General features: G+C 63.8%; 16 protein-coding genes and 1 other RNA gene. 9 read left to right on the top strand and 8 right to left on the bottom strand.

Annotated features, from left to right (window positions below; translation table 11 throughout):
• Positions 1-4 precede the first annotated feature (4 nt).
• Together pepP and AC5WNI_RS00140 are read right to left on the bottom strand one after the other, a co-directional pair.
• Positions 5-1348: a Xaa-Pro aminopeptidase gene (pepP, locus tag AC5WNI_RS00145; RefSeq protein WP_175088947.1), complete on the bottom strand. Its 1344-nt coding sequence runs from the start codon at positions 1346-1348 to the stop codon at positions 5-7.
• A 176-nt stretch (positions 1349-1524) separates the two neighbouring features.
• Complete coding sequence (locus AC5WNI_RS00140; protein WP_064503223.1) at positions 1525-2166, bottom strand: UPF0149 family protein; 642 nt, start codon at positions 2164-2166, stop codon at positions 1525-1527.
• A 260-nt stretch (positions 2167-2426) separates the two neighbouring features.
• On the opposite strand from AC5WNI_RS00140, the gene AC5WNI_RS00135 reads away from it, so the two are divergent.
• The 3 genes from AC5WNI_RS00135 (at position 2427) to AC5WNI_RS00125 (ending at position 3799) form a co-directional block, all read left to right on the top strand.
• On the top strand, positions 2427-2804 hold the full coding sequence (locus AC5WNI_RS00135; RefSeq protein ID WP_175088946.1) for a cell division protein ZapA: 378 nt from the start codon (positions 2427-2429) through the stop codon (positions 2802-2804).
• A 73-nt stretch (positions 2805-2877) separates the two neighbouring features.
• Positions 2878-3060: non-coding RNA, 6S RNA (ssrS, locus tag AC5WNI_RS00130), on the top strand.
• Positions 3061-3082: 22 nt separating this feature from the next.
• The gene (locus tag AC5WNI_RS00125) at positions 3083-3799 is read left to right on the top strand and encodes a 5-formyltetrahydrofolate cyclo-ligase (RefSeq protein ID WP_175088945.1); all 717 of its coding nucleotides are present in this window, start codon (positions 3083-3085) and stop codon (positions 3797-3799) included.
• 765 nt (positions 3800-4564) lie between these two features.
• Here the strand turns inward: AC5WNI_RS00125 and ilvA are convergent.
• On the bottom strand, positions 4565-6088 hold the full coding sequence (gene ilvA, locus AC5WNI_RS00120; protein WP_279878201.1) for a threonine ammonia-lyase, biosynthetic: 1524 nt from the start codon (positions 6086-6088) through the stop codon (positions 4565-4567).
• Positions 6089-6324: 236 nt separating this feature from the next.
• On the opposite strand from ilvA, the gene rpiA reads away from it, so the two are divergent.
• On the top strand, positions 6325-6996 hold the full coding sequence (gene rpiA / locus AC5WNI_RS00115) for a ribose-5-phosphate isomerase RpiA (RefSeq protein ID WP_175088943.1): 672 nt from the start codon (positions 6325-6327) through the stop codon (positions 6994-6996).
• Positions 6997-7005: 9 nt separating this feature from the next.
• Complete coding sequence (locus tag AC5WNI_RS00110; RefSeq protein WP_175088942.1) at positions 7006-7731, top strand: DUF3157 family protein; 726 nt, start codon at positions 7006-7008, stop codon at positions 7729-7731.
• Between the two features lie 103 nt (positions 7732-7834).
• Here AC5WNI_RS00110 and AC5WNI_RS00105 read toward each other — a convergent pair whose 3' ends face one another.
• Together AC5WNI_RS00105 and AC5WNI_RS00100 are read right to left on the bottom strand one after the other, a co-directional pair.
• On the bottom strand, positions 7835-8704 hold the full coding sequence (locus AC5WNI_RS00105; protein WP_175088941.1) for an outer membrane protein OmpK: 870 nt from the start codon (positions 8702-8704) through the stop codon (positions 7835-7837).
• Between the two features lie 348 nt (positions 8705-9052).
• On the bottom strand, positions 9053-10321 hold the full coding sequence (locus AC5WNI_RS00100; RefSeq protein ID WP_043331634.1) for a NupC/NupG family nucleoside CNT transporter: 1269 nt from the start codon (positions 10319-10321) through the stop codon (positions 9053-9055).
• A gap of 319 nt (positions 10322-10640) precedes the next feature.
• Between AC5WNI_RS00100 and AC5WNI_RS00095 the strand changes: the two genes are divergently transcribed.
• Positions 10641-11417 (top strand): DeoR/GlpR family DNA-binding transcription regulator, encoded by a 777-nt coding sequence (locus AC5WNI_RS00095; protein WP_175088940.1) that lies wholly within the window; start codon positions 10641-10643, stop codon positions 11415-11417.
• 149 nt (positions 11418-11566) lie between these two features.
• Here AC5WNI_RS00095 and waaA read toward each other — a convergent pair whose 3' ends face one another.
• From waaA to AC5WNI_RS00080, 3 genes are read right to left on the bottom strand one after another with little or no spacing between them, the layout of a single operon-like run.
• A complete protein-coding gene (gene waaA, locus AC5WNI_RS00090; RefSeq protein WP_175088939.1) occupies positions 11567-12889 on the bottom strand; it encodes a lipid IV(A) 3-deoxy-D-manno-octulosonic acid transferase in 1323 nt (440 codons plus the stop codon).
• A 2-nt stretch (positions 12890-12891) separates the two neighbouring features.
• Positions 12892-14322, bottom strand: coding sequence for a bifunctional D-glycero-beta-D-manno-heptose-7-phosphate kinase/D-glycero-beta-D-manno-heptose 1-phosphate adenylyltransferase HldE (hldE, locus tag AC5WNI_RS00085; RefSeq protein ID WP_175088938.1), 1431 nt, complete (start codon positions 14320-14322; stop codon positions 12892-12894).
• On the bottom strand, positions 14322-15485 hold the full coding sequence (locus AC5WNI_RS00080; protein WP_175088937.1) for a glycosyltransferase family 9 protein: 1164 nt from the start codon (positions 15483-15485) through the stop codon (positions 14322-14324). The genes hldE and AC5WNI_RS00080 overlap by 1 nt, the downstream gene beginning before the upstream one ends.
• Between AC5WNI_RS00080 and AC5WNI_RS00075 the strand changes: the two genes are divergently transcribed.
• From AC5WNI_RS00075 to AC5WNI_RS00065, 3 genes are all read left to right on the top strand, one after another.
• The gene (locus AC5WNI_RS00075) at positions 15484-16272 is read left to right on the top strand and encodes a 3-deoxy-D-manno-octulosonic acid kinase (protein ID WP_175088936.1); all 789 of its coding nucleotides are present in this window, start codon (positions 15484-15486) and stop codon (positions 16270-16272) included. The genes AC5WNI_RS00080 and AC5WNI_RS00075 overlap by 2 nt on opposite strands.
• A 202-nt stretch (positions 16273-16474) precedes the next feature.
• The gene (locus AC5WNI_RS00070) at positions 16475-17320 is read left to right on the top strand and encodes a glycosyltransferase family 2 protein (protein WP_175088935.1); all 846 of its coding nucleotides are present in this window, start codon (positions 16475-16477) and stop codon (positions 17318-17320) included.
• Between the two features lie 2 nt (positions 17321-17322).
• The gene (locus AC5WNI_RS00065; protein ID WP_175088934.1) at positions 17323-18456 is read left to right on the top strand and encodes a glycosyltransferase family 4 protein; all 1134 of its coding nucleotides are present in this window, start codon (positions 17323-17325) and stop codon (positions 18454-18456) included.
• Positions 18457-18528 lie beyond the last annotated feature (72 nt).

Raw genomic sequence — 18528 nt, 5'->3', positions numbered from 1 at the left:
GACGTCAGGCCTCCGCGCGCATCAGCGCCTCGATGGCCTCGACGGACTTGGGCACGCCATGACTCAACACCTCGTGACCAGAGGCAGTCACCGCGACGTCGTCCTCGATGCGAATGCCGATGCCGCGATATTCGACGGGAATGTCGCCGTCCTGCGGAATGTAGAGACCCGGCTCGATGGTCAGCACCATGCCCGGCACCAGCGGGCGTGGCTCACCCGCTTCGCGATAGCTGCCCACGTCGTGCACATCCAGCCCCAGCCAGTGCGAGGTGGAGTGCAGATAGAAACGACGGTAGGCATCGCTCTCGATCAATTCCTCAACCTCGCCCTGCAACAGGCCCAGCTCGACCAGCCCCGTGGTCAGGTCATGCACCACCTGCTGGTGAATGCCCACCAACGTTGCACCCGGCACCACGGCGGCCACCGCGCGCTCCTGCGCCTTGAGCACGATCTCGTACAGACGGCGCTGCGGCTCACTGAAGCGGCCATTGACCGGGAAGGTACGCGTGATGTCGCCGGCATACAGGGCGTACTCGGCGCCAGCATCGATCAATACCAGCTGACCATCCTCCAGAGGCGCGCGATTCTCGATGTAGTGCAGCACACAGGCATTCACGCCCGCCCCGACGATGCTGGTGTAGGCCGGAGCCGGCGCGCCCTGCCACTGGAATTCATGCTCGATCTCGGCCTGCAGATGATACTCGTGCAGGCCGGGACGGCTGATCTGCATCGCACGCACATGCGCGCGCGCAGAAATCTCGGCGGCGTGACGCATCAGTGCCAGTTCACGCTCATCCTTGATCAGGCGCTGCTCATGCAGCAGCGGCGCGAGATCCTCGAAGGCGGCCGGCGGTCGTGCTCCGCGACGCACCGCGGCGGCCAGCTCATCGCGCAGCGCTTGAGCCAGCGCCAGAGCTTCATCATCCTCGAACAGTACATAAAGGCGCTCGCGGCCATCCAGCAGGCTAGCCATCACCTCATCACGGGCCTCATTGGTGAAGGCCTGATCGAAGCCTGCCGTGGCGACGGCACCTTCGGCGCCGATGCGGATGCCGGTCCAGGCTTCGGCCAGCGGGTCCTTCTCCTGACAGAACAGCACGCTCTCGCCTTCGGCGCGTCCGGGCAGCATCAGCAAGGCGGCCTCGGGTTCCGGCCAGCCGGTCAGATAGTGGAAGTCGCTGTTCTGACGGAAGCTGTATTCACTGTCGCGGTTGCGCTGGGCCAGGCCCGACGAGACCACCAATGCGGCAGCCCCCTGCGGCAGCTGCGCGATCAGGCGCTGGCGGCGTGCACGAAAATCCTCTGCCGTCAGGGCAGCAGGTGCGGGCAGGATGGCTGGGGCAGTCATGGCAATCTCCGTCGAGAACCCGCCGGGCATGGCGCGTTCGAATGACAAACAGGCGTGATGCTGTAGATGGGGTCACCCGCCCTCTTGCACCAGCCCTGCGTCGGACGCGGTGCAAGTGGTGGGTGACCATCGATTCAGTGGCTAGCGATTGAGCAGATGCTGCTACAGATACTGACTCAGTGGGTGTCGGTACGCGAGCTGACGCCAAGGCTGCCCTCGAGACCGCCTTCCGGCAGCTGGTCATCGCTGGGCTTCTCGACGTCCGGGTTGCCCGGGTGCTGCTCGGTATACAGCAGCAAGGCCGCCATGCGCACATGGTCAGCCAGCGCGAACAGGTCGGCCTCGTCCTCGGCGTTGTCGTCGTCGAGGTCTTCGGCGTTGGCGAGGCCACTCGAGATGGCTTCGACATCGCTCAGCGCATCCTTGAGCGCCTGGCTCCAGCCACTGCGGACATCGTCATCGGCACCGGCCAGTTCTTCCTGGAAGCCCAGCGTCCATTCGCGCAGGCTCTGACCGCGTTCGGCCAGCGAGAACATGTCATCCGGCAGCAGCGGCTCGAAGCTCATCTCGCTGGCGGCCAGACGCTCCTGATTGCGCGTGCGCCAGGTGAGGAAGACTTCACCAGCTTCACGCGTGGCCGGCTGCTCTACCCCCAGCGAGGCGCAGACACGCGCCAGCCAATCCTCGGCACTGATGTCATCCAGCGCCAGTGCGGCTACCAGCTGACCGTCGAGGAAGGAGGGATTGTTGAGGCTGCCGTGAGCCAGGAAGTGGTCAGCGACGAGCGAGAAGTCGAAGGTATCGTTGATGATCGCCATGATGCGGCCCCATTGAGTCAGTGAGAAGTGGTTCTGTAGCGGGAGAATGGCATCTGGAGGATGTGCTGCAACACAAGGCAGCCGCGCCGCGCGGCGCGTTGACCCTCCAGAAGCGGCTCTCTATAGTGGCTCGAGAATGCCCCCATCTTACCGCACTGGCCCTCCTTCTGGCTTGCCGTCCTGACTGCGACGGTGACGCACTGACAGCAGGACGTCGGCATCAATCTGGATGACGCCGGACAAGGCCCGAGAGGATCTACATGAGCGATTCCGCCACCCCACGCAATACCACCGAGATCAGCCTGCTCGGCCGCAGCTATACCGTCAGCTGTCAGCCCGGCGAGGAAGATGGCCTGACCCGTGCGGCGGCTTATCTGGATCTCGCCATGCAAGGCATCCAGCAGCGCGGCAACACCATCAGCGCCGACAAGGTCGCCCTGATGGCCGCGCTCAATATCTCACATGAGCTGATCAACAGCCGTGACAGCGAGCGCGCCCTGCAGCACGACTTCGAGACTCGCCTCACCGCGCTGGACCGTCAACTGGATGCCGCGCTCAGTCAGCTGCCAGCCGACTATGCCGATCAGGCGAAGGCGCGCGCTGCTGAGCGTAAAAACGCTTCAGAATCAAACAACTGATACATTCAGGCAACAGATTGTTCCCGACAGGATTAGCCCTTGGGCAGGCAGGCGGGGTTTGGTAGACTGGATGAGTTCTCTGGGGTGTACGACAGTTGCCGATGTCCCTCGAGCTTATAAGCTATTCCCAGGGAGTCCACTGCGCAGTGCTGTGTGCATGTCCGTGCGTCGGAACGCCTGATGCGCTGCGCGGGACTACCCACCTTGAACCGCTGGGTTCAAGGGCCCCCGGTAACACCGGCACCTTGGAGAACCCTGTCTGACGGAGATTGTCAGGCATGCACAAGCCCCCCGCGGTCTATGCCGCACCCGCGAGCCCACGCTCGCCACTCCCTTCTGCAGCACTCGATACCACGCTCTGGGCGCTGCCCAGCGAGCTCGATCACCCTCAGGCCGACCGTCGTGCGCTTCGCCGTCTGCTGCGCCAACGCCGCCGTCAGCTACCGCCTGCCATTCGCCTGCAAGCCGAAGATGCGCTCCTGCGTCAGCTGAAACGGCTGCCGGAACTGCTGCGCGCCCGCCACGTCGCCCTGTATCTGCCCTACGATGGCGAGATCGATGCCACGCGCCTGTGCGATTGGCTGCAGCGACGAGGGGCGAAGGTCTATCTGCCGGTACTGCGTCCATTCGCGGCCAATTCGCTATGGTTCGTGCGCTACGACGGCCAGACACCCCTGGTCAGCAATCGCTTCGGCATCGCCGAACCGGACACCCGTCATGGTGCTTCCAGGGCGCGGCGCCTGCCTGCCTGGGCGCTGGATATCGTGTTGATGCCGTTGGTCGGCTTCGATGGGCGCGGGGCTCGTATCGGCATGGGGGGCGGCTTCTATGATCGCAGCTTCGCCTTTACCCGCCGCCCCGGCCCAAGGCCACTGCTGATCGGTCTCGCCCATCACTGCCAGAAGGTCCCCGCCCTGCCGGTACAGCCCTGGGACATTCCGCTGGATGCCATCGTCAGTGATCGCGAAGTCGTACGCCCTGCTCGTGCTGAATGAGACGCTGGGCGTTTTGACGAGATCGATGGCACGACCACGAGGCGACTGAGAGACAGTAGAGCGCGAGGGGGAAAAGCAGGCAGAAAGGGGGCTGTTTGCGAGGAGGCGAAGCAGCAACTCAGTGAAGTCAGATGGGGGCAAGCTGAGGGGAAGTCGGGGAGCTGGAAAGCTGGGAGTTGAAAAGCCTGACAGAAGGAAGGTCATGTCATCGGGGCGTGGCGCCAGAGAGACTGGCGCCAGCAGCACCGCTACCGCCGGTGAGGGCAGCAGCGCAGGATTCAGGAACCCATTACGGTCTGGGCGTAGCCGGTTGCCACTACACCAATCCCGAAAATGAATACCAGGGCCATGACCAGATCGGGCTTACGTTTCATGAGAGCGGGCTTCTTCTTATATCGTCAGTGGCTTTCGCGTGACGGTTGTCGATGACTGTCTTCCTGACAGTGACCAGATGATAGGCATCTGACTTCTGTATGACAATCACCATGCAATCGTTTGAATGGACGCTTTTCCACGCAGCTTTTGATGTCTGGTCACCCCTGCCGACCAGAGCTTCAGTCAGAAACACCGTTCTTTTTCGCACCTGGCATGAAATGTGGAATTTCCTGCGGCATGCCCGCCGGAAACGCATGAAAAAGCCCCGGCCTTCCACGTGAAGGACGGGGCTTTTCTATCCACGAATGTGACCAATGCAGCATGATGGGTCGCGCCTCAGCTCGCCGCCTTCAACGCCAATGACTCATATAGCCGTCATCGCCCCATCGCTCAGGACAGGAACAGGCGATAGGCGGGATTGTCGCTCTCTTTCCAGAAGCGATAGCCGATCTCATTGAAATATTCCTCGACACGCACACGGTCGCCATTGGGGATCTGCATGCCGATCAATACCCGCCCATGCGACGCGCCGTGGTTACGGTAGTGGAACAGCGAGATGTTCCAGTCCGCCGGCAGGTGAGTGAGGAAATTCATCAGGGCTCCCGGGCGCTCCGGGAATTCGAAGCGATAGACCTCTTCCTCGAGATCGCTGGTCGTTCGCCCACCGACCAGATGACGCGTGTGCAGCTTGGCCAGTTCATTGTCGGTCAGGTCTTCCACCGCATAGCCCGCCTCACGCAGCTTCTCGACCACAGCCGCACGGTCCTCACCACCCGGCTTGACCTGCACGCCGACGAAGACATGCGCTTCCTCCGGATTGGCGTAGCGATAGTTGAACTCGGTGACCATGCGCTTGCCGATCACCTTGCAGAACTGCTTGTAGGCCCCCGGGCGCTCCGGCAGCGTCACGGCCAGAATCGCCTCACGCTGCTCGCCCAGCTCGGTGCGCTCGGCAATGTGCTGCAAGCGATCGAAGTTGGTGTTGGCGCCGGAGTTGATGCAGACCAGCGTCTCCCCTTCCGCGCCTGACTGCTGGACGTATTTCTTGAGGCCCGCCAGTGACAGTGCGCCACTGGTTTCGGAGACGGCGCGCGTATCCTCGAAGATATCCTTGACCGCTGCACACATCTCGTCGGTATTGACGGTGATGACCTCATCGACGGTGTGCTGGATGAGCTCGAACGGTGCCGCGCCGATCTGCGCGACCGCCACGCCCTCGGCGAACACGCCGACCTGGTCCAGCACCACGCGTTCGCCGGCTTCCATGGCGGCCTTGAGGCAGGCGGCATCTTCCGCCTCGACCCCGATGACGCGGATCTCGGGGCGCAGGTACTTCACGTAGGCCGCGACACCGGCGATCAGACCACCACCGCCGACCGGCACGAAGATCGCATCGATCTTGCCGGGGTGCTGACGCAGGATTTCCATGCCGACGGTGCCCTGGCCGGCAATGACATCCGGGTCGTCATAGGGCGGGATGAAGGTATAGCCGTGCTCGTCCATCAGGGTACGCGCGTGGGCCAGTGCCTCGGGGAAGGCATCGCCCTTGAGAATCACCCGCGCGCCGCGCTCGCGCACGGCCTGCACCTTGATTTCCGGCGTAATGCGCGGCATCACGATTACTGCCTTGACGCCCATCAGCTTGGCCGCCATTGCCAGGCCCTGCGCATGATTGCCGGCCGAGGCCGCAATCACACCGCACGCCTTCTGTTCATCCGTCAGCTGGGCCATCTTGTTGTAGGCGCCGCGAATCTTGAAGGAATAGACAGGCTGCAGGTCTTCACGCTTGATGAAGATGTGATTGCCGAAACGGCGCGACAACAAGGGTGCCGGCGAGAGCGGAGTTTCATGGGCGGCCTCGTAGACACGAGCCGACAGGATTTTCTTGACGTAATGTTCGAGCATTATAGGAATGTCCTGATGTGTCACAGCGCAGGCCGCATGAGCGCGACCGAACCCCCATTGTTATCAGACCGCTGGCGAGAGCGTCCAGCGCCATCGCGGGGTTTGCCGTTATAATGTGGCGTTTTCCGGCGTTGCGCTTCACGTCAAGCCGTTTCCAGCGCCTGTCGGCGATAAACTGCTGGCCACGCAGGGAAGACCGCGCCAATACCCACTTTCACCACCGCCCCACCAACCCGAGGTATCATATGACCCAGGATGAGCTGAAGCAGGCCGTGGCCCGCGCCGCCCTTGACGAGATTCGCCCACTGCTGAGCCGCGACACCATCATCGGCGTCGGCACCGGCTCGACGGCCAATCTGTTCATCGATGCGCTGGCGGAAGTGCGTCACGACTTCGCCGGTGCCGTCGCCAGCTCCGAAGCCACTGCCGAGCGCCTCAAGGGCCATGGCATCGACGTCTTCGAACTCAACCATGTCGGCACCGTGCCGGTTTACGTGGATGGTGCCGACGAGATCGACCCATGCCTGGCGATGATCAAGGGCGGCGGCGCCGCGCTGACCCGCGAGAAGATCGTCGCGGCCTGCGCCGAGCGCTTCGTGTGCATCGCCGATGGCTCCAAGCAGGTGGATATTCTCGGCGGCTTCCCGCTGCCGGTGGAAGTCATTCCGATGGCGCGCTCCTATGTCGCGCGTGAGCTGGTCAAGCTGGGTGCCGACCCGGTCTACCGCGATGGCGTGCTGACCGATAACGGCAACCGCATCCTCGATTGCTACAACTTCCTTATCGAGGACCCGATCGCCATGGAAGCGCGCATCAATGCCATCGTCGGTGTCGTCACCAACGGTCTGTTCGCGGCACGCGGTGCTGATGTGCTGCTGGTGGGACGCGAAAGTGGCGTCGAACGCATCACTGCCTGAGGAGCTGGCATGACGATGAATCTGCGCCCACGACTGCGCCTGGCGACCGCACTGCTGCTGGCAGCCAGCGCAAGTCCGCTGGCGCTGGCCGATAGCCTGCCGATCAGCCAGCCAGTCACCGTGACGCTCGACAGTGGCGTCAAGATCCTGCTCAAGCCGGACCACAGCTGGGAATATCAGCTGGATGAGGTGCAGGCCGCGTCCGCCCCGACCACACAACCGTCCGGGGAAGCTGGCGCTGGCAGCGCGCTGGTGCCGACCTCGACGGCCGTGCCGGTGACGGCGGCGGTCATTGCGCCGGGCGACTCGGCCTCACCATCAGCCGGAGCGGCCGCCGCCAACGGCAGCAACGCGGCGCCTGACAGCGCGTCACGCCTCAACAGCAGCGCGCTGGCCAATCCGCGGCTGTTGAGTGAAGGCCACCGCGATGGTCTGGTCGCGCGTCTGTCCTCGGTGAGCGAAGAGGATGACGAGGCGCTTTTGCAGTTCAGCCTCGACAACACCGCCGGCCAGAGTGTCATCGGCGTGCAGGCCAGACTCCGCCTGTACGCCGATGATGGCCATCTGCTCGCGACGCGTGAGGTGCCACTGTGGGTCGGTGAATATCGTCTGCCCCAGACCTACCTGCGCCCCGGCCAGACACGCGATAGCCGCGAGGTACGCGTCTCGCTGCCCGAAGGAGAGTGGTCACGTCAGCTGGTGCGCGTGGAAGTCACCGAGGTGGAGTTCCGCTGATCTCCAGATGCCGGTCTTCAGGCGCCAGACGAAAAAACGGGAAGCCCTGAGGGCTTCCCGTTTCTGTTTTAGCGCCGGTCGCTCAGCGAGAGCGATGCGGTGATCAGAACTTGTAGTTGATGCTGAAGTAGTTGCCGAAGCCGGTGGTGTCCTGGCGAACGCCGGTGGCAGTGGAGCCATCGGTGAAGAACGCCATGTTGTTGTAGTACTTCAGGCCGTAACCGAGTGCAATACGCTGGGTGTGGTAGTAGATGCCATTGAACCACTCCATGCTGTTGACACTACGGCCATCTGCACTGCCCACCTCGTCAGCCTTAAACTTGTAGTCCAGGTAGCCCTGATAGGCGATGAAGCTGCCATCTTCGAAGTTGACGAACGGCTTGAACCAGTTGGTGGAAGCCATGTAACCATCCCATTTCTTCTCGTCTTCACCGCCGTAGTTCTCACGCACGTAACGCGCGTAGAGGTTGAAGCCCATCTTGCCGAACCACGGCACCTGCACATCGCTGCCCAGGCCGACGTAGTGCTCCCACAGGCCACTACCAACACCGTTCTCATCTCTCGCATTATCACCAATGTTGGTGACGGTGGCGATGTAGAGCTCATCCACCGGTCCGAAGGACAGGTCGTAACCGGTCATGGCGTCCAGCGAGAAACGCGGCGCCAGCTTGGCGAAGAAGTTGTCATTACCGTTCTGATCATCCGATCCATCATCGAAGATATCGAAGAAGTCGACATACCCGTAGAGATCGACGATGCCTGAGCGGCCGCCGAACTCCATCTCCAGGTAGGTATCTTCGCTGTTGCGGAACGGCAGGCGGTTGTCTTCACTGCGCATCAGGTTGAAGGTCAGCCACTTGTAATCATTGGCGTGGATATCGCCATTGAAGTCAGTAGCCTGCGCCGGTGCTGCAGCAGTCAACAGCGTGGTGGCAGCCAGAGTGCTGGCCGCGAGGGTCTTGAGCATGGTCATCGCGTAACGGTCCTGTCCTGAATGATGAGACTGTTCGAATTCTTGTGGTCTTGCCCGCTGAGCGGGTCTTGTCGCCATGAAGTCCGACGAAGGCGCGGGAGTGAAACTCGCAGGGGCCCAGTCCGGAAAGGCGGCGATGTTAGCACTTCCTCGCAAAAACGACAGAGCGACATTTCGAGGATGATCAACGTGCCATCGACGACAATGTGAACCGTTTCACACTCTCGCCAGGCAGCTTGTCACCCCCGGCTTTCCCGAGATGACGTCCCGATGTTTCCTCGCTTGCCGCCCGGCGCATGCCGGCAGGATGGCTTCCGTCGACTGACCGGGCGGAGAGCGAGGAATGCATCAGGCCGCCAGCGCCAGGAAGAAACCGGCAATCGCCGCCGACATCAGATTGGACAGCGTGCCGGCGAGTACCGCCTTGAGCCCCAGGCTTGCGATCTCATGACGGCGTGTCGGTGCCAGGCTGCCCAGCCCCCCCAGCAGGATGGCGATCGACGACAGATTGGCGAAGCCGCACAGCGCGAAGGACAGCACTGCCATGGTGTAGGGCGTCATTACCGCGCCAGTGGCCGCGACGATGCTGTCACCGCTGAGGTAGGGCGCCAGATTGATGTAGGCGACGAACTCGTTCACCACCAGCTTCTGGCCGATGAAGGAACCCGCCAGGGTCGCCTCGCTCCACGGCACGCCCAGCAGGAAGGCCAGCGGCGCGAACAACCAGCCGAGAATCATGTCGAGACTCAGCGTGTCCATGCCGAACCAGCCACCCACGCCGCCGAGAATGCCGTTGATCAGGCCGATCAGCGCGATGAAGGCCAGCAGCATCGCCCCGACATTGGCCGCCAGCTTGAGGCCGGAAGACGCCCCGGAGGCCGCGGCGTCCAGCACATTGGAAGGCGCATCATCATCCTTGAGGGCGGCATCGGCGAGAGCGATCGAGTCGTCCGGCTTCTCTGTCTCCGGGAACAGCAACTTGGCGAACAGCAGTCCGCCGGGTGCGGCCATGAACGATGCTGCCACCAGATATTCCATCGGAATGCCCAGCGCCGCATAGCCGCCCAGCACCGAACCGGCGACGGAGGCCAGGCCACCGCACATCACGGCGAACAGCTCGGAGCGCGTCATGCTGGCCAGATACGGCTTGACCACCAGCGGCGCCTCGGTCTGACCGACGAAGATGTTGGCCGTGGCCGAGAGTGACTCGGTACGTGACGTGCCCAGCACACGCTGCAGGCCGCCACCCAGCAGGCGAATCACCCACTGCATGATGCCGAGGTAGTAGAGCACCGCGATCAGCGACGAGAAGAAGATGATGATCGGCAACACCTTGACCGCGAAGATGAAGCCGACACCACTGCCCGGATTGGCCAGGCTGCCAAACAGGAAGTTGATGCCCTGATCGGCATAGTTGACCACCTGGCTGACGGCACCGGAGACACCGGCCAGCACTCCCTGGCCGAAGGAGGTGTAGAGCACGAAGGCGCCGATGGCCAGCTGGATGGCAAAGGCACCACCCACGGTACGCAGGCGAATGGCGCGTCGATTCGACGACAGCGCCACGGCAATGAGGATGAGCGAAGCCATCCCGACGAGACTCATGAGGGGATTCATTGGGAAGATCCTGAGGGTTCTTGTGGTTGTTATGAGTGCTGCGTGCAGGGCTGCGACGACCCGTTCTCAACGTCGTGCAGTGTTATCCTGCATTCTCACCATGTTCAAAAAGTCACAGCCTGACCAAATAGTCAATACGTCCGTTTTACCTCACGCCCACTTGTCTTCCAGTGCCAGACTGGCAATGACAGGGGCATTTTTGAGGTTCTCCCTGTGTGTCAGTGGTTTATCATCTGCTTCTGACGTGGGACGTGGCGCTTCAGCCCAGTTTTTCGCCAACGCTCCCTCATCGGAACCGGCACCAAAGGACAAAAGCCGCATGAACAATCACAGCGCCGCCCGACTCGACCGCCTGCAGGCCATTCTGCGCGAAGGCAGCCCTCTGCAACTGAGCGACGCCGCACAGCTATGCGCCGTCTCGGAGATGACCATTCGTCGCGACGTGGCGCACAGCAACGGACTGCTGGAAATTCTGGGAGGCCGCCTGTTGCTGGTCGATTCATCCGCCGGCAGCGTCTATCGCCTGGATCGCGAGATCGACGCCAGCGCCCCGATCAAGCAAGCGCTGTGCCAGCAACTGGCCAATCATATCGAGGATGGCGACACCCTGTACGTGGATTGCGGCACCACGCTGGTCCATCTGGCGGCCGCCATCGACCGCCAGCAGACGCTGACCCTGGTGACCTGCGCCCTGAATGTGGCCAATGCGGTCGGCCATCTGCCCGGGGTGCGGCTGGTGATGCTGGGGGGCCTTTTTCACCCGGCCACGCAGTCATTCACCGCCACCGACATGCCGGAGGCCATCCGCCGTCTCGGCATCAACAAGGCCTTTCTCTCGGCGGGCGGAGTACATGCCGAGCGAGGCGTCAGCTGCTTCCATTTCCATGAGGTCGCGGCCAAGCAGGCCGCGCTGGAAAGCGCGATGCAGCGCTTCTTGATCGTCGATGCGCGCAAGTTCGAGATGGTGCGCCCCGCCTTCATCGCCCCACTGAGTGACTTTGATGTGGTGATCAGCAATGCCAGCCCCGCCGCACGTGATTGTCTGGGAGCGCTGGAGGCAGAAATGGGCGTGACGGCCGAGCTTGTCGACTGCTGAGCAGCTGATTGCCTTGCAGGAAGGAGCCAGGCCACTCGCAGCGCCAGACCAATGCCAAACACCTGGATTCATAGAATAACCGCCGCACGATTGTGCGGCGTTTTCTGTCTGACCAGACAGTCAATGCACACTTAGCGTGCGCGGGGACGTCACAGCGGCAGGTGGTGCTCGAGCATCGCCAAGGTGCCGCTCAGCGCGCCACGATTGCGCGCCACGACCTGACTGGCCGCCAGGCCTGCCATCTGCTGCGCGGCCTGATCCGAGAACAGCGCATTCACCGCTTCGGCCAATGCCGCGTCATCCGCGACGACCTGGAGCGCGCCTTCCGCGGCCATCGCCTCGGCAATCTCGCTGAAGTTGTCCAGCGATGGGCCACTCAGCAGTGGCAGCCCCAACGCAGCGGGCTCGAGCAGGTTGTGCCCGCCGATGGGTACCAGACTGCCGCCGATGAAGGCGATATCACTGGCCGCATACAGCGTCAGCAATTCCCCGAGACTGTCACCGACCAGTACCGATACGGCATCAGCCACGTCGGTGCCGCTCTCTGACATGTCACTGCGCCGCAGGCTGCTCTCGCCGCGCGCCTGACACCACTGCGCCGCCTGAGCGGCCACTGCCTCGAAGCGCTGGGGATGGCGTGGCACCAACAGCAGCAAGGCTTGAGGATGCTGGTCACGTACCACGGCATGCGCCGCGAGCATCTGGCCGTCCTCGCCGTCATGCGTCGAGGCTGCGATCCATACCGGCCGCTGCGCGAATGACTGGCGCAGCGCCTGTCCGTCGGCAACGACCTGTTCAGCAATGTCCAGTTCGAACTTGAGCGAGCCGACGGCCGTGCCGCGCGCTGGCGGCAGGCCGAGCGCCATGAAACGCTCCAGATCCTGCTGCGACTTGGCCGACAGACCACTGACGTGGGCGAGGCTGTCGCGCATCAGGGCGCTGATCCTGCGATAGCGCTGGAAGGCGCGCGGTGACAGGCGGCCATTGATGACGCACAGCGCAATGCCATCCCGCGCGCAGGCGGCCATCAGGTTGGGCCACAGCTCGGTTTCCACCATGATCGCTAGCGCCGGACGCAGCCGGCGCACGAAGCGCCGCGCGCTCAACGGGAAATCCAGCGGCAGGTAATGGTGTCGGGCTGGGGCATGCTCCGACGAGCCCTGCGGGGTGTGCAGCAGACGTGCGGCCTGCGCAGCACCGGTGGCCGTCATGGTCGTCAGCACCAGCGGGCGCCGTGGGTAGCGCTGACGCAGCGCCTCGACAAGACTCGCCACCATCACCACCTCGCCCAGCGAGGCGGCGTGCAGCCAGATGGGGCGCTCACTGTCGGGCGTAGTGTTCGGCGTGGAGGGGATGATACCCAGCCGCTCCAGGCGCGGGTGCTGGGCATCGTGCTCGCGCCAGACCCGCTGCCAGATGAGGGGCGACAGCAAGGTCAGCGCGGTGCTGTAAAGGCCACGGGCAAGGCTCACGCCTAGTCCTCGCGATCGAGAATGGTGGCGATCATCGCGGTGGTGGAGACGCCATCCTCGAACCCGAGCACACGGACTTCACCGCCATTGGCGATCACCGCCTCTCCCCCGGCGATCTCTTCGGGGCGATAGTCGCCGCCCTTGACCAGCACATCCGGCAGCACGGCTTCGATCAGACGTGCCGGGGTGTCTTCGCTGAAGGGCACCACCCAAGCGACCGCGCCGAGGCCCGCCAGCACCTGCATGCGCCGCAGCACCGGGTTGATCGGGCGTGTCGGCCCCTTGAGGCGTGCTACCGAGCCGTCGTCGTTGACGGCCACGATCAGGCGATCGCCATGGCGCGCCGCTTCCTGCAGGTAGGCCACGTGACCAGCATGCAGGATATCGAAGCAGCCATTGGTCATCACCACGCGCTCGCCGCGTGCCTGGGCGGCCTTGACTGCCGGGATGAGCGCCGCTTCCTGGATCACGCCGAATTCCGCCAGCTTGTCGCCGTGCAGTGCGGTGTAGAGCTCCGCCACCGACAGGGTCGCGGTACCCGGCTTGGCAACCACCAGACCCGCGGCCAGGTTGGCCAGCATCACGGCTTCCGGGAAGGCGTGACCGGCCGCCAGCGCCAGACCCAGCACACCGATCACGGTATCGCCGGCACCGGTGACGTCGTAGACCTCACGCGCATGCGTCGGCAGGTGCAGCGGCTGATAGCCCTCGCGGATCAGGGTCATGCCCTTTTCGCTGCGGGTCACCAGCAGGGCTTCCAGCTCGAGCTCGGCACGCAGCGCCTCGCCCTTCTCGGCCAGTTCCTCATCGCTGCGGCACGGCCCGACGATGGTCTCGAACTCGGTCAGGTTGGGGGTGATGATGCTGGCGCCGCGATAGCGCGAGAAATCACTGCCCTTGGGGTCGACCAGCACACGCTTGCCCGCCGCACGCGCGGCGGCGATCAGCGCCTCGACCTGATTCAGCGAGCCCTTGCCGTAGTCGGAGAGAATCATCACGCCACTGGCGCCCAGTTCGTCCTCGACCTGGCTCACCAGCGCGCTGGTATCCACCTCGTGCAGCGGCTCCTCGAAATCGAGGCGCAGCAGCTGCTGGTTGCGGCTCATCACGCGCAGCTTGGTGATGGTCGGCACGCTGTGACTGGCCTGAAAGCGCGTGATGACATTGGCGTTTTCCAATGCGCGGGTAAGGATGGCGGCGTTGTCATCCTGACCGACGACACCGGCCAGGGTGGCGTGTGCGCCGAGCGAGGCGATGTTGAGCGCGACGTTGGCAGCACCGCCGGGGCGGTCTTCGCTCTCGCCGACTCGTACCACCGGTACCGGCGCTTCCGGCGAGATGCGTGAGGTGCCACCGTGCCAGTAGCGGTCGAGCATCACATCACCCACGACCAGCAGGCGAGCCTGTTCAAGCGCAGTCAGATCAAGCTTCATCAGGCGTCTCCGCGTGCAGAGGGGGATTGGGAAGAAGAGGTATCCGTAGAGGAGACAGCCGCGACCGGCAGACGTTCGCAGCTCTGGCCGCGAATGACGCCATCGGTGTCCGCCAGCAGCTCAGCGAGACGCGCGATGACATCCTCGGCGCGGATCAGGCTCATGGCGTCCTGATGGCGCACGCGCTGGCCCCAGTTGATCTCGTCCATCTGCTTGTGAAGATAGGTCTTCACGGCGTCCGGATAGCGATTGACCACCAGATGCTGCCAGCAGTACGGCGCCGCACGCTCGGGATTGGTGGTGGCGTACAGGCCGATCACCGGAGTGTTGAGCGCATTGCCCATGTGCACCGGGCCGGAATCCGGCGCGATCACCGCCACTGCGCGATCGATCATCGCCAGCAGGCCCTTGAGCGAGGTGCCACCGATGGCATCGATGACCGCGCCTTCGCTGACCAGCGCCTTGATGCGTGCGCCCATTTCACGCTCCTGCGGGCTGCCGCCACCGGTCATCACGCTGCGGATGCCATATTGCTGCCAGGCATGATCGACGACCGCCGCATAGCCTTCCGGCGACCAGTTGCGGAAGTTGCGCAGTCGCGGATTGGCACACGGGCTGATGATCAGATACGGCGCCTCGCCGGTGACGCGTGCGGCTTCGGTGTAGGCCTCGGACGGCACATCGAGCCGCCAGTCGAGGCGGCAGTCCTCGACACCCAGCGTACGCGCGAAGTCCATGAACGACTCCAGCACGTGGGCGCGCTCTCGCGGGGCCAGCTGATGGGTGGTAAAGAGGTACTGCCAGTCCTTGGCGCGCGCACGATCGTAACCGATGCGCACCTTGGCCTTGAGGCCCAGCGACAGCGCACTGGCGCGCAGCGCCTGCTGCATGTGCAGCAGCACATCGAAGTGCGTGTCCTTGAGCTGTCGCCAGATGGCACGCATGCCCGCAAGACCGGTGGACTTGTCGTAGACCACGAACTCGACCCCGGTCAGGCCGGACAGTAGACTGTGCTCCCCCTTGCCGACGATCCAGGTAATGCGGGCCTCAGGCCACTGACGCTGCAAGGCGCGTACCGTTGGCACAAGATTGCAGACATCGCCGAGAGCGGAGAGCCGGAGCACGCAGATATGTGCGGGCTGGGCAGGGAGAGGATGCTTCATGCGGATGGCAGTTTTCCGAAATGAGAATGCCCACATTCTATATGATGGCGAAACAGCGCCACAAATGACGCCGGACTGGTTCATGCCATCGTTCTGGCGTGAACACGACGCCGTGACCGGCGAAGCGCCGGGGCGCGGGGCGAGTCTGTTCCTTGATGTCTGTCGTTTGCCAGCCGAGCTGCAACCCGCCAATACCACCGCGACACCGGCTCGCCGCTGGGCACTGCGCCCCTATCGTCGCGGCGGCCTGATCGCGAAGCTCGCCAGTCAGCGCTACCTCTATACCGGCCTTGAGCGTACCCGCGCCTTCGCCGAACTGCGCCTGACGGAGCGTCTGTATCGCCAGGGGCTGCCGGTGCCAGAGCCCGTCGGCGCCTGCGTGTGGCGGCATGGCCTGACCTACGAGGCCGCCCTGATCACGGTGCTGATTCCCGGCGCACGCGCCTTCGCCGATGACCTGATCGCCCTCGAAGCACAGCGCCTGCCTGCCGGGGCCGAGCTGCCCGACACCTTGCTCCGCCTGCTCGATACGGCTGGCCACGCCATCCGTGCCGTGCATGACGCGGGGCTTGAGCATGTCGATCTCAACGCACGCAACCTACTGATCGATGAACGCGGACGCGTCTACGTGATCGATCTAGATCGCTGCCAGCTGCATGCCAAGACTCCCTGGGATGCACGCTGGCGCGAAAGCAACCTCTCCCGCCTGGGCCGCTCGCTGGCCCGCTTCACCCCGACACATCATGCGGCGTGCCTGGCACGCATCCGCAGCGCCTATCAAGCCTGAGCCGACCAGGACTGCCCCTTCACGCATGGCGCTTCCGATCGGCACTTCAGAACACCGCCCGGCAAGGCATCGTCGGCCATGCGGTGTACGATAGCGACATGAATCGTCGGCAGACGCTTCGCCCAGGCGAGCCTGCCACTGCGTCCCATCGGCGCCTGCCACACCCCGTCGTGCTGCAGGCGCTCTCAAGACAGAGACCGTCATGAACACGAGCGACGAGGCCTCGGCCGCCCCTTCACCCGATGGCAAGCTGCGCACTGCGGTGCCCATCACCGGCTGCGTCATCACCCTCAATGAAGCCCACAACATCGAGGACTGCCTGCGCTCGCTGGCCCAGGTCTGCGATGAGTTGATCGTGGTGGACTCCGGCTCCACCGATGCCACCTGCGAGCTGGCGCGCGACATGGGCGCCGTGGTGATCGATCAACCCTACCTGGGCGACGGGCCGCAGAAGAATGTCGGGCCGAGCCATGCCAGCCACCGCTGGGTGCTGTCACTGGACGCCGATGAGCGCCTGACCGACGGCGCCGTCAGCGCCATCCGGGCACTGGCACTCGACAGCACGCCTCACGATGGCTTCGCGCTGCGCCGTCGCAACTTCATCGGCTCGCGCTGGGTACGGCATGCCGGCTGGTATCCCGATTACTGCCTGCGCCTGTATGACCGCGAGAAACTCGCCTTCCGCGATTCGCGTCAGCACAGCTCGGTGCAGGCCAACCATCCCTGCGAGCTGGACGCCGATCTCGAGCATTACAGCTTCGCCAATCTCGGTGAACTGTTCGTCAAGGCCAGTGGCCGTTTCTCGAACCGCGCCGCCAAGATCATGTATCAGAAGGGAAAACGCGCCAACGCCTTGACTCCCTTCCTACATGCCAGCAATGCCTTCATGCGCAAGTTCGTCTTCCAGGCCGGCTTCCGCGATGGCGTCGATGGCTTCTCGGTGGCGCTGTCGGCCAGCGTCAATGCCTACCTGAAATACGCCAAGCTGCTGGAATTCCAGCGCGACGCCAAGGTGCGTGAGGCCGAAGATTTCAACAAGGTATGGTGACCATGACCTCTAGCTGTGAGCCGACTGCCGCGCGAGGTGTGACGCGCCCGCTTCACGTACGCCATGTCAATCTGGCACGCGGCTTTCGCGGCGGTGAGCGCCAGACGCTCAACCTGATCGCGGACCTGGCGCGACGCGCAAGCCCGGGGAAAGACGGGGAAGCCGGCGCGCCGATCCGCCAGTCACTGGTGTGCCTGCAGGGCTCGCCCTTGATCAGCGAACTGGCGGCGCTTGAGCTGGCCGTCACGGTGGACGTGATCGAGGTCAGCGGACGCTTCAAGGGCCATCTCGGCCAGCCCCGCGCCGATATCGTGCATGCTCATGAAGCCAAGGCCGTGCACTGGGCATGGCTGCATCAGCGCCTCACCGGCACGCCTTACCTGCTGACACGCCGGGTGCCCCAGCCGGTGAAGGACAAGCCGTTCAATCGCCTGACCTATCGTGCGGCCGCCTGCCGGGTGGCGATTTCGTCGGTGATCGAATCTCACCTGCGGGAGCGCCAATGGGGTGAGACGGCGTTGATCCCCAGCACTCTCGCCCACCTGCCCAGCGACAAGCAAGCCGTGGCCGAGCTACGCCAGCGCTTCGGTAATACGTCCGCGGGGGGGCGCATCGTCATCGGGCATGTCGGCGCACTGGTGGACCGCCACAAGGGCCAGCGAGTGCTGATCGAGGCGGCCCGCAGGCTGCGCGACAGCCACCCGCAGCTGCTCTTCGTCTGCCTGGGTGCCGGCGAGGACGAAGCGGCCTTCAAGGCGGAAAGTGCCGATCTCGACAATCTGGTCTGGGAAGGCTTCCACACCAATGTCGGCGACTATCTGGAAGCCTTCGATCTGTTCGCCTTTCCATCACGCAATGAGGGCCTCGGCTCGATTCTGCTCGACGTGATGGATCACGGTGTACCGATCATCGCAAGCGATGTGGATGGCATCCCCGATATCGTGCATGACGACAGCACCGGCGTGCTGGTGCCCACCGGCGATGCACAGGCATTGGCTGCCGCCATCGAGGCACTCGTCGCTGATGCACCACGTCGGGAGCGACTGGTCGAGGGGGCACGGGCGCATCTGGCACGCTTCACTCCCAGCGCCATGGGCGAGGCCTATCTGGGGCTTTATCAACGGCTGGCACGCTAGACCGCTTTTCATCCCAGACACCTGGCCCACAAGCACCTATCATGCAGGCACCCATCACCCGGCTAGAGAACG

It is taken from the genome of Cobetia sp. PDI-12MA, from assembly GCF_059507695.1.
Note: the sequence above shows the minus strand (reverse complement) of the source record. Positions and strands in the feature narration are given on the sequence as shown.